At 63.4% G+C, this 12,360-nt stretch carries 8 protein-coding genes; 5 read left to right on the plus strand and 3 right to left on the minus strand.

What is annotated here, in order from left to right:
* From ABD286_RS11160 to ABD286_RS11170, 3 genes are all read left to right on the plus strand, one after another.
* Window positions 1-294, plus strand: a 294-nt coding sequence (locus ABD286_RS11160) for a hypothetical protein (RefSeq protein ID WP_344193371.1), incomplete at its 5' end; no start/stop codon positions are given.
* Between the two features lie 437 nt (window positions 295-731).
* Entirely contained in the window at window positions 732-1,214 is a 483-nt protein-coding gene (locus ABD286_RS11165) for a hypothetical protein (protein ID WP_344193373.1), read from the plus strand.
* A gap of 168 nt (window positions 1,215-1,382) precedes the next feature.
* The gene (locus tag ABD286_RS11170) at window positions 1,383-2,297 is read left to right on the plus strand and encodes a hypothetical protein (RefSeq protein ID WP_344193375.1); all 915 of its coding nucleotides are present in this window, start codon (window positions 1,383-1,385) and stop codon (window positions 2,295-2,297) included.
* A 62-nt stretch (window positions 2,298-2,359) separates the two neighbouring features.
* Here the strand turns inward: ABD286_RS11170 and ABD286_RS11175 are convergent, their stop codons facing one another.
* Entirely contained in the window at window positions 2,360-2,644 is a 285-nt protein-coding gene (locus tag ABD286_RS11175) for a hypothetical protein (RefSeq protein WP_344193377.1), read from the minus strand.
* Between the two features lie 103 nt (window positions 2,645-2,747).
* Window positions 2,748-3,317 carry a hypothetical protein gene (locus tag ABD286_RS11180; RefSeq protein WP_344193379.1) on the minus strand — a complete coding sequence of 190 codons (570 nt, stop codon included), beginning with the start codon at window positions 3,315-3,317 and terminating at the stop codon, window positions 2,748-2,750.
* Window positions 3,318-3,631: 314 nt separating this feature from the next.
* Here ABD286_RS11180 and ABD286_RS11185 point away from each other — a divergent pair, with 314 nt between their 5' ends.
* Together ABD286_RS11185 and ABD286_RS11190 are read left to right on the plus strand one after the other, a co-directional pair.
* Window positions 3,632-4,039, plus strand: a complete 408-nt coding sequence (locus ABD286_RS11185; RefSeq protein ID WP_344193381.1) for a hypothetical protein — start codon at window positions 3,632-3,634, stop codon at window positions 4,037-4,039.
* Between the two features lie 782 nt (window positions 4,040-4,821).
* Window positions 4,822-11,583, plus strand: coding sequence for a hypothetical protein (locus ABD286_RS11190; protein ID WP_344193383.1), 6,762 nt, complete (start codon window positions 4,822-4,824; stop codon window positions 11,581-11,583).
* A 45-nt stretch (window positions 11,584-11,628) separates the two neighbouring features.
* On the opposite strand, the gene ABD286_RS11195 is transcribed toward ABD286_RS11190, so the two are convergent.
* Window positions 11,629-12,354: a lysophospholipid acyltransferase family protein gene (locus tag ABD286_RS11195; RefSeq protein ID WP_344193385.1), complete on the minus strand. Its 726-nt coding sequence runs from the start codon at window positions 12,352-12,354 to the stop codon at window positions 11,629-11,631.
* Window positions 12,355-12,360 lie beyond the last annotated feature (6 nt).

Raw genomic sequence — 12,360 nt, forward strand, 5'->3', positions numbered from 1 at the left:
CTGACCGTGACCGGCACCGTGAACGAGTACCCCACCGCAGCCGACACCGACGTCGTGGACCACCCCGCCACCGTCGTCACCGACGCCGCGGCTGAGGGCAATGACGCAGCATTCGTCACCCCGGCGAAGACCAGCAGACAACTAATCAAAGCGCACAGCCGACGACGCATACGGTCCCCCAAGAAGCAGCAACTTTTGGTGATCATGGCGCCCGCGATGCCCTTCGCACAGCCGATCACGGCAAAATGGCTGATCGCAGGGGCAGCATTCATACTCTGTGGCAGAACGGTCTAGTACATCTGCTCGACAGCCGCTATGCCAACTGTCGGTTGTGTGACGACCGATGGAAGGAAGCGGCTTTTGAGGCTGTTGAAGCTTCGACGGCGCCCGGAAGTCCACGGGACCGCCTGAACGGTCTGCGATGAGGGCGCGACCGCTATGCGAGCCGAGCAGGGACTGACTTGCACATCAGCACGCCAAGGTCGTGGTCGCGGCGTCACCAGACAGACCCCGATGCCGCGCGCTGACCTTGGATCGCTCACATACCCACCCGCAGGCTGAACCTCATGCGGGCGTAGCCAACCACTGCAGACTCATGGCCAGGAGCAGCGAAGAAAGCAAGGACATGTGGCGACAAGGAGGCCAGCAACTTCAGGCACGCGGCGGAAAGACACGCCCTCGATCGTCAGCATGGACGCCACGCCACGTCAGAAACCCCTACGGTCGACCGTATGTGGGAGGGACTCGGGTCGGCGGTCATCGGCGCTGTGGCGGTCGTGGTTGGCGTTTGGTTCGCGCAATGGCTGAGCGAAAGGTCCAAGCAGGCGGCAGCGAAACTGGATGCGGAGGTGGTGCTAGGCATCGCCATCGGCGATCAGCGGGATGCAGCCGTCAAGGGTCGGGGCGCACGCAGAGGCGACTACCACCTCTGGCCACTTCGCAACGAGCTCTTCCGGCTCCGGCCAGTCCTGGGGGCTGACTCCTCGAGTTACAAACTGGCCGCCGAATTCTACAGGGCGGTGGAGTCCCTTCGAGACTGGATCAAGCACCGGTCGCCCGCTGCAGCCGCCGCGGATGATGACAGCCTCGATGTCGCCTTCGCGCGCTACGCAAAAGCACTCGATCAGTATGCGGAGTCAGTGCGAACCTATCTCGGGACACCTGCACAGCTTCGCGGTACTCCTCCCGAAGCGCACATGCCTGAGCTGCCGTAGGCCCTAGGCCGCACCCGCCCGCGGGATGATCGTGGCGGTGCGACGCAACTCAGACGCTCGAGACCTCACGCTCGGGGTCGACGGCCAAGTGCGGTGGGATCGTGTCTGGACGCGGCAGCCTGGTTGGCGCATAGTCGCATCGGATGAGACTCACGCCCAGGAGGATGCATGGCCACGCTGGATGAGTTGCTGGACACGACACTGCCCCTGAATCGGAAAGAGCGGTATTACACCGGGACGGTGTTGCCCGCCCTGTTGTGTGCCGACTCGATGCGCCACTTGGACCGGCTCGCGCGCCCGGATTTGCTCAACCTCGGCGAACTCGACGTGCGCGACGATCCGGAGGATTGCACGGTCCTATTTTTCACCGAGTACAGCCTTATTGAGTCCGCCATCGGAAAGGCAGCGGGCCTGTACCCGGGAATGGCGGCTCTAGCCAAGGACACCCCGGACATCGTCATCCTCATCACCGAGCCGTCCCCAGTCCTGATTGCCCTCGAAGCGAAGATGTTCGATCGCCCCAGCAAGCCAGACCTGCTGAAGCAGTTGTTGGCGCAGAAGGTGCAGTTGGACCAAATTTGCGGCCACCTTGCTGGCCACTTGGGTGTCGACAAGGTGACTCTGGCGCACTGGGCATTGCTTCCCGAGGCGCTCGCAGCGGCGATGCCCGAGCTCGGGACACCAATCATCACCTGGGAGCGACTCCTAGCCGCCTACGCCGACGTCGATCAGCGCTACTTCCTAAGCGTCTTGGCCACGGCACTGAGGCGATACCCCGATTTGGTCAGCAAGTGGGCTGGCTACCAGGACGGCGACCTTGCTGGGGCGAAGCTTGTTGAACGGCACCTGGCCGGAGACCCCACATGGCCATACATGGGTGCGCAGGGTGGACTGAATGGCAGCCGGGTTACCGACCGCATCGTGAATGGAACGTGGGCCACGACTCACTACCAGTGCCGTCACGAGGCGCTCCCTGGCAACCCGAACTGGTTCTCTGTCGCGGAATTTGTCCAGAGACTCAAGGCAGCCGGCGTCCCGGTGGCCGCGCTGGCCCCGACGCCCGACGACGCCAAGATTGGCTGAGAGTTGAGCGTCGGGGCCAGTGCCAGTCGCGGCGGAAAGACGCATAATTCAGTCCGCCCCACTCACCGCTTGCGCCAGAGTTTCACCGCCATTACGCCCGCTACCACAGCACCGACCAAGAGTGCTCCCTGTGCGAGCAGCAGCCCCGCGCGTAGCGGAATAAACTGCCCGGCGCCGTCCCACTCTTCGAAAACCTGAACTGCCAGAGGCAGGAGGATTGCGGCGACGGCTGCCTCGAAGATCGTCAGGACGGCCGTAGCGACCGCATAGCTGGTGCGCTTCCTGCGGAGAGTCGCTGCCTCGTAGTTGTCGGAGACTCTTGGATCGCCAAGCAAGTCGTTGATCATAGGCCAAATAGCCGCCAGGTAGGCCGCTGCAACAGCAAGTAGGAGGCTAACCACAGAGAATGTGTCTGTAATTTGTTTGTCAAGTGCCACTGCGATCGCTCTCTCACTGCTTCTTTATGGGCTCGGTCCAAGGGCGGGCTGGCATGTCAAAATTCGAACGCAGGAAGTCGTAGGTTTCCTCGGGGAATGCCCAGACCGATCCCTTCACGCTGGTCGGGTCGGATTGGGTGCTTGCTCGACAAGTCGACAAGATTGCATCCTTTATGAAGCCCGCCGGGAGGCTGATCTCCCACTTCTTCCCGCTTGCCGATCGCGCTTTGTCCAGCGCCCCCTTCACCTCTTCCGCGATCCTTTCGTTTAGCTCGACCGAGTACCTAGCGAAGGCGGTTGCGATCAGCCGTCTGGCGGTCGGTAAGGGAACCTTGAATAGGGCCGCCACGACCTGCTCGCTGTTGCCGGGCGGTAGGCCTGCCTCGATCAGCCGGAAGACACGGTACATACGCAGGTCTGTAATCGATGAAAAAAGTGCCTCGCCTGTGGCGTATGCCAGGGCTTCACGGGCCCCCGCCAGGAGCACGTACCCCAAGACGTCGTCTAGGTCTGCCGCCGGCCCAAGAACGGACTTTAGGCGCGCTCGCTGGTCGTCGGATACGTCGACTGTCAGATTCACCATGGACTCAGTCTTACCGATTCAGGCCCTAACTCGGCGCAGCATGGCTACTTCGCACCCACCGAACGCTGAGGCAAGGGGGCGCCTCTGTGGCCCTGAACCCCATGTTGCAGGGATGCAGGGGTCTTCGGCCCCTGGAACTACGACGCGCGGAGTGCCGCTCAGCAGAGACACCAGCCTCGGGTTCAATGAGTTTGACCGTCAAGCACCTTCCGATAGAGACCTGATGTGCGCCGGGCCCAAGGTAGGAGAATGCACGGCGTCAAGGGACGAACAACTGCCTGCGAAGGAGCTAGCGCTTCGGGCAGACTGGGCTGGTGGACGGCGATGAGTACGACCGAGCACTGAGGTATCTCTTTGCATCTCTGGAGGGAATTGGCGCGAATGAGGTGCTGCAGACCGTGGTGGCAGCCGGTTCGGACTCGACGTCAACGGGCGGGCAGTTGGTGGCATCCCTCCGTGCTTTGCGGAACACCGTCGCCGCATCCGACCGAACTCGCGTTCGCCGAGTGTTGAATGATTTAAACGAGTTCGCTTCCACGGAGACGGGGGAGCCCATCTCCACGGTATATCTCGAGTTGACCGAAGCTGAGGCTCGGGCGGCCGGCACCGAGCGGCTCGACCTAGCTGAGGATACCGGCGACCTGCGAGAGCTAGTCGTCCTACTGGATGATCTGATCAGCGAACTACTTGACGATGGGGCTCTTGATAGTGCCTCTGAGTGAAGCCCAGTTTCGCGCTCGCATAGATGCCATTCTCGCCGGCTATCAGTCCGGCGGCACGAGGTCGAGCGTCATCGCCCCGGGAGCAAAGCAAGGCAAGCTGTACGAACTTTGGGTAGCTGCAGAAGTGCTGCGACGATTGGCAATTCACGAAGGCTATACGGCGACCTTGCGCGGCGGCACCTCGCTGGTCCTTCGCAGTCAAGGCGGGCCAATAAGCCTTGCCTACGCACACTTCGAGCTCGCTCACCCGCGACGACCCCCGCTCGCGATGTGGACAGACATAGAATTCGTTGGGATGAGTTACGGCTTGACGGGCCCAACGTCAAGACTCGCCGGAGCCTTCTACCATGAGCTTGACCTAGTGGTTGTCGATGCTGGCGTTACAGGTCGTCCACGCCATGACCAAATCGTTATCGGCGTTGAGTGTAAGAACACGAACACGTACGAGAAGCGGATGGCACGCGAAGCGTTCGGTGTTCGCCGGGAACTGAGTCTTCTCCAGCCGGGGCGCACCCGGTTCCGGTCTTGGCCGATCGCAGACGTGCCCGCCGTTCCTCCGTCGTGTCTCATGGTCTACGCGAGCGACGGACGGGTCTCCCGGTATGTCGACCCCGGCGTCGCTTACGGGGTCCAGTTCGAGCACTTGTCGGCTCCATAAGCAGAGCCCTCGCGGCGGATAGACGCATCTTCCGACCCCCCGCACGGATCGGTGCATTCGGCGGGGGAATGGTGCGATTACCTCGCGGCGACCTGCATTATGGAGCGACCCCGAGACGAACGGCATGGAACATATGTCATCAACCTCATCGAAGGACCCGATCCCCAGCGACGGTGAGCGGAACGCGCTGGTCGGCTACAGCGCGCAATTCGTCCTGGCCGCAAAGGTCGTTCACCGATACATACCGACGCTGCAGTGGATTCGTGTCGCAGACCCCAGCGCAGGCGTTGCGGACGACTTCCAGTTCGTGGCGGCAGGGCACCGGCACGCGCTGCAGGTCAAGTGGTCCCAGTACCCGAACACGTTCAACTTCAGTGACCTCCTCGGCAGCGTCGATGGGAAACCGTCCTTATTTGCTGCGCTAGCGGAGGCTTGGAAACGCCTCCGCAACGAGTGGGACGGACCCCTAACGGTTCACCTGTGCACCAACAACTTTCCATCTATCGCTAAACCGCGCGCCAAAAGTGCCCTGGCCACTGCTACGGATACCCCTCAGCATTTCGCGGCGTTCCTCTCGCGATCGTTCGTGCCTGTGCAAGAACACCTTCGGCTCAACCCGAAGGACGGCTGGGCGCAAATCGCCATCCTCGACCTCGTCACGTCCTGGTCGGAGGCATGGACGACGATCAAGGACGGCTGCGGGCTGACCGAGAACGAACTTGCAGACTTCCTCCGCGAATTCGACTTGGCTTTCATCCCACTGGACCACTCAGATCTGTTGCCGCCGCGTGCCATCAACGACCAGAATCATCTTGCGGCAACCCTTCAAAGAATCGTCGTGGATCCCGTTCGAATCGTCCAACTCGACCGAGCCGAGCTCATGGTGAGACTCGACTGGTCCTCGCGAACCCGCTACCAGAACCCGCACCGCTTCCCAGTCCCGGACACGTACACGGCCAACAGCGCCGCACGCATCGCCCTCGAAGACGCACTAGCCTGCCACCAGAACGGATACGTCGCGCTCATTGGGCCGCCAGGCTGCGGCAAATCCACCTTGGTAGAGAAAGTGTCGGTTGCGGGTCGCCTCATCAGGTACTACGCGTTCGTGCCCGATGCTCCAGACCCGCTGAGCGGTCGCGGCGAAGCCCGAAGCTTCCTGCACGATCTCTCCTTGGCCCTGGAGGAAGGCGGCATTTACCGCGAGGGCTTCGGTGCCGACCTCGCCGGCCAACGTGCGGTGCTATTCGACCAGCTGGCTCGGGCCGGCGAGGCATACCTCAAGGACGGCACCCGAACCACGATCGTTGTCGACGGGCTCGATCACATCTCACGCGAACAGAACCCGGCACGGTCCCTGCTGGACGAACTACCTAGCCCTGCCGCGTTGCCGTTGGGCGTATGTGTCGTTCTAGGTTCACAGACCACATCGATCCTCCCAGCGCCGGTCCGCGAAGCCTTGGACGATGACAGCGACGGCCCCCGCGTCGTGGACGTCCCGCCCCTCGCGGACGATGAGGTCGTATCGATCGCGACCATGGCCGGAGTCGAAGACTGGATGCTGCCGGGGCAGTTAGAAGACCTCGTCGAAATCAGTGAGGGCCACCCACTGGTGCTCACTTACCTGATTCAAGACCTGCGCAATCTTGAAGCCGAGCCCAACGAGGAAGCACGCCGTCTCCTCGCCGGGCACATGCTCAGTGGCGCTTACGAGTACCGCGGAAGCATCGATCAGCGATACAGGCACTACCTCGGATCGCTCGCGAAAGACGATGAGGACGTCTTTGCGATCCTCGGAACAGTGTGCCGACTTCGAATCCCAGTCGACCTCGAGTGGTTGGAGACGTGGGTCGAAGCCGCCGCGGTGACCCGGTTTGTATCCCTCACACACACGTTCTTCCGCCGCGAAGCTAACGAGTGGACATTCATTCACAACAGTTTTCGCCGATTCCTGGTCGACCAGACTGCGATGGTCGGCGGCCAGGTCCGCGACTGGAAGTCACGCCAACTTCACGAGCAACTCGCCGAGCAGTGTGCCGCAAGCATGGACTGGCCCCAGTACCGAGATGAGGAACTGGCGCAGCGCTACCTCGCAGGACAGTTCGACCAGGTCCTCAAGGTCGCCACCCCTGCGGGCCTCCGGGCGAGCCTGTTCGCCGGCCGACCCTACGGTGTCGTCCGCGACCAAGCCGTCGTCGTCCTTCGAGCGTCAGCAGAAGCCCAGGACTACCGCGCCCTGAACCGCTCACTCATGTTCCTCAACGAACTGCACCAACGCGACTACGTCGTAGAGGCGGACGCGATGGCGAAAGTCATGAGTTATGTCGACCCGGAGCGAGCCGTAGAACACGTCGTTCAGGGGAGAACTCTGCGGATCAAGGCCCCCGCAGCTCTTGAGGTCGCTGCAGGTCTGGCCGCCGATAACTTCCTTGAGTCTGCCGAGGCGATTCTGCGCGCCGTAGGTGGGCTGCAAGGTCTTGCCGCTGATTTGGGCCGCGCTCACGGTCGGGGGCACGAGTGGGCGTCGAGCGTCGCCGACTGGGCCGAAGTCGTATGGCACCGCTCGGGACTAGACCGTGTACTCCATGAGTTGGACCACCTGCTTCCGTTCCCTGAGCCTCTTGTCGAGGCAACCAGCACCGGCATAAGAGCCGAGACGAACGACGGCGGCGTTCCCTCCGCCAGCTCCGGCGACGACGGTAGTGACCACCTCACCGTCGGCCACCCTGTCTCAGATCCGGCTCAGGTGAGTGCCGGTGACGACCCGGCTAGCGACCCTGCTGGCAACGCCCCTGACTTCCCGCCTGGCAACCCGGTCACGGACCCGGCTTATGCCGTTGATGAAGGCGCTGCCGAGCATCCAGCGGAGGACCCAGCTGAGAGCCCGGTCGATAACACAGTCGACGCTGTTGATCAGGAAGGTGCCGAGCCGATCGACGGAAGCGCCGAGGCCACAGATGCCGTCGGCGGCGCCGGCAGGACCGCGCTCATGGTCGACGATGAGCGCTGGCGGGCCGAGCGCCAGGCACGCGACGCCCGGGAGGCGCGGGCGGCGGTCATCTCCGCGCGAAACGCGGTTCACGCCCGGTGTTTCGACCTCGCGGACAGCGTTCGCGACGGTGATGCATTGTCCCTCTTGGCCAAGCGGATCAACGCGGAGTCCAGTCCCGACTGGCGCGCGCGCATGCACGTCGTCGCGGCTCGCACGGCCCAGCAGGATGGCGATCCCGCCGAAGTACTACGCCAAGTCCAATTGCTCCTAGCGATCGAGGGCCCCGTCCACAGCAAGTCTTCGGCGCCGAGTCCCGTAGCTGCCCCTATGCCGGCCGCGCAAGAGCCGAACGCAGACGTTTCCAGCGGGGCGGCCGAGGGGGCCGAACCGGTTGTTGACACCCATCGGGTAGTCGACGCACATCACACCAACCCGCCAGCGAACGTTGCTGGCGCCGTCGACGCCGACATTGAAGAAGATGAAGAGGAGGTCACTCCTCCTAGGCGACGCCTTTCCCTCAACCTCCGAGTCGTCGCCGCGAACGCACTTGCGCTCTCGGGCCAGGCACACACCGACGAGTTCCGGGATCTTCTGCCACCCGAAACGATGCCAGCCTGGCCGGACTACGTCGGATCCTCGGACGGTCTGGAGTCCTACAGGACGATGCTTCTCGTGCTGCGCATGCGCGCACTGCATCACCTGATTGACATCTACGACACCATCCCCGACGGCGGACTCGAAGTCCCGGCCGCAGCTCACGACCCAGCCCGCACGAGACTCGTTGCAGCACTGACCAACGTCGCCCAACTTGAAGCACAAGCAGTCGCTGCGTCAATGGGCTTCGCTGAGAATCCCGACGTGCCAGCGTTCGCAGAACCCGTAATACGCCTCCTGGAACTGCCAGGTACAACGACACGAGACTGGACCGGCTGGTATCGGATCCCTGAGGCAGGCATTGAGCTCATCACCAGCCTGGTGCCCTTGGCCTACCGGTGCGGAGGCAAGGCACAACTCGAGCGACTGCTAGCGCAGTTCAAGAGGGCCTGGGACAACACTGACCGTGCCGCCTACTGGCCGGCACGCAGACGTGTCGCGGTGATCCGTGCCGCAGCCGCGTGTGGTGAAGCCACCGAATGGTGCCGCGCAGAACTCGACCAGGCAGAAGCGCTCGTGGTTGACGAGGGCGACCCCCACGGCCGGGCGGCCACCTGGCTCGAGGTTGCCAGAGCACGAACGGACACAGCAGATTTCGAGAACGCGATGGCAGCAGTCGGACGCGCCCACCGAGACGGATGGGGCCCAGGGCAACACGATAGAGACCAACAACTGGTGGCCTGGCTGTCCTGGCTGACCGAGACAGCCGACCTCGGAGCAATCGACCAAGCCACTTTCTTGGAGGATGCCTGCGTCTACGCGGCCCGACTCCTCGGCGCCACGGATGAGGCGGATCAACAGGCCAGCGAAGCCGCCGGAGATCTCATCACCGCCGTGTTCCGCCGCGACGCCAGACTCGCCACCAACATGGCCGAAACCTTGTGTGACCGCGGCGTCATTACAGAACCGGACACCATCACGGCCCTCCTCTGCGGTGCAGCACAACGCGCAGACGTCGACCCGGAACTAGTTGCCTCTCTGCTGACTGACTTGCTCATGCCGCTCAGCCCCGACACTCCGTATGACCTCGAAGAGGTCCTTCTCGGTCGGTGCACAGACAAAGCGGAGCTGACCGAACGGTTCGCGCACGCTCGGTCCCTCTGGTCCGTCCCCGACTCGCGGACAGCCGGGGAAGACGCCGCTCGACCTCCGGCAAGCCCCCCGACCGTCACAGAAGAGGTCCCTAACCTGCCGCTGGCCACGATCCTTGGCCAGATGCGGTCCCACAAGGATCCCAACGTTGCGGCAGACACAGCACAACGGTGGTCGCACTCGCTCAATCAATTCACAGACAGCACTCCAAGTGCTGTTGCAGTTGCCGTCCTTGAACAGGCGGAACGACTCGAACTCTCCAACCTCGACGTGGCACGAGCGGCGGGGATCGCGTCTCGGGCCGGCGCGACAGACCGTGCTCGAGAAGCGCTCGGGCGCATTCTCGCCCGAATCACTCCCTACGGTTGGCAGCGCAACTGGGATGGCGGAAGCCGTATTCAAGTGTTCGAGGCCGCAGTCCGCGGGGGTTCACGCGACCTGGTTGACCTCGCAGCTCGCGACCTGGTCGGGCTCATCGCCTCGAAAGCCATCGTGGGTGAGTTCTTGCCACGAGACCTCAAACGCTTCGCAAAAATGTTCGGGGGGACAGACTTGGTCTCACAGTGCTGGCCCGACATCCGCGACTACCTCGACGTCTTCGCGCCCGCCAGTGACGAGCTCGACGAACTGCGACCTAGCACTGCCGACAACCCCGAGTCCGAACTCATCGCTTGGACGACACAACACCTTGGCCACCCGATCAGGATCATCGACTTCGGTGTTCGCCGGGTGCTCGCCCGGAACTACGCACAGCATCAATCGGATATTGAGCTGGCTCTCGCGGAGTCCGTCTCCAGCGGCGGTTGGTTGGCCGAGGCGGCCCTGCACGTCCTCGTAAGGGCTGGCGCCGAAAGGGCCACAGCCGCAACAGACCCTGCCGCAAACCCGGCGACCCCCGCCGGGCTATCGCCCGCACTCACCACCGCCCTGCAGAACGCAGCCGTCAGCGACGACGCCATCAACCGACACCTCGCAGCTCAGGCCCTGGGCCTCAACGGGCTGCAACCCGCCCCTGCCCCCGCGGCCGACCTTTCGCCGCTATACAGAATGGAATTGCCCCCACTACCCAAACGCGAGACCCCCGAACTCGATCGGCGCGGCGTCCCATTCGTCGATTCGAGCAATCCCCAACAAGTCATCGCCCCCTACGACGAGGTACTGCGCGGAATAGCAGACGACGTGGGGATAAGCGCGCGCAACCTCTACTACCGAGCCGCATTGCTAGGACGAACCAAACCTGACCTGTGGACTGGCGGTGGACACAACGCCCACTTCGCACGGCTCTCAAGGAGAGGTACTAGGCATGCTTACCGCCCCTGGGCGTACATGATCGGCCGCAGAGGATGCTCACGCGTTATCGCAGAGCTCATCGACGCCCGAGTCCTGCCCTACGGACTACGCTCGCCATGGTTTAGCGTCCTCTTCGACGACGCCTTGAACTGGATCACTCCGCGCCCGCTCGACCGGACCACACCACTCCCGTGGCGCGCACCCGACAGCAAGGACTACGCGTCAGAGGAGTGGTGTGGCGAAGCCGAATCCGCAGCTGGCCACTACGCAGCGCACTTCGCTGACAACCACGTGATCAGTGAGGATTCTGTGTGGCGCTGGCTTACTTGGGAGACTCCCGAAGAAAAGCGTCGCGTACGAACGCAGCATCGGAAGCCCGCCACCTCGTCGCTTTTCATCGCTAAGCCCGGGCCAACTATCGAAATGACTGTCTACGACGCGACTCGTTATCCCGCCCTCCCTGATCTGACTTGGTCCCACGAAGAACTGGTCGTCCGCGGAAGGCCGTATCACTCCGACCCCGAACTTGTCGAATGGCTGGCCCTCCACCCCGCCGTCGCTGACGCTCTGGGCTGGGTCAAAAGCGAGACCGTATTCGAGTGGATCGGCAGCGACGGTGACTGGCGCGCCCAAAGCATTTTCCGCGTCCGAGGACAACTAAGCCACGAGCCACCGTCCAAGGTCACGTGCGCTGAAGTCTGGCAGGTCGTCCTCAGCGACCAAGGATGGCTGGAACTATCCGCGAGGTTCACCACCCTCGAACGTACCGTCAAAGTGAACCGCGTCCTCAAAGCGGATCAGCGAGGACGGCGGGGCCGGCTTGAGAAGAACGCCACGGCGACCATCCCTGATACCCCGTGAGGGCACATGCGTCTAAGTGGGCGAAATGGGCTACCTAGAGAATCGTCAGGCGGAAGGGCTGGCGGCTTTCAGGTCGGAGGCGTAGACGCCTGAGCGCTCCTGGCCGGACAGTTCGCCGATCGCGTCCATCGTGGCGTCGGTGACCGCCCGGAGCAGAGCCGCCTTCTGGAACTGCGACGACAACCCAGCCACGTCGATCGGCTGACCGAACCGGACCGTCACCTTCCCCGGACGGAACCCGTTCGACCCCGCCGGCTGGACCTTATCGGTCCCGATGACTGCGCACGGAAGCAGGACGGCACCGGTGTTGAGCGCCATACGAGCGACGCCGGTGCGGCCGCGGTGGAGGCGGCCGTCGGGCGAGCGGGTGCCTTCGGGGTAGACCCCGAACGCCTCCCCCGAGCGCAGGATCTCCTCGCCAAGCTCCAGGGACTTCATCGCAGCACGGGGATCGGACCGGTCGACCGGGATCGTGCCCGCGGTCGAGTGGAACCACCGAACCGCACCGCCGCGCAGACCCGTGCCCTGGAAGTACTCCGCCTTGCCCAGGAAGTGCACCTGCCGACCTGAGGCGAGCGGGATGACGATGGAGTCGATGAAGGACAGGTGGTTCGACGCGACGATCAGCGCACCGTCCCGCGGGACGTTGGAGCGCCCCTCGACCCGCAGGCCGGTGAGCAGTCGCAGCGGAGGCCCGATGAGGACGTGCCGCATGACCGCACGGCTCGCCTTGTCCTCCAGCGCCGCGAGCGCGTCGCCCCTCAGCCTCACGCCGAC

It is taken from the genome of Pedococcus aerophilus, assembly GCF_039532215.1.
In the GTDB taxonomy this organism is placed as follows: domain Bacteria; phylum Actinomycetota; class Actinomycetes; order Actinomycetales; family Dermatophilaceae; genus Pedococcus; species Pedococcus aerophilus.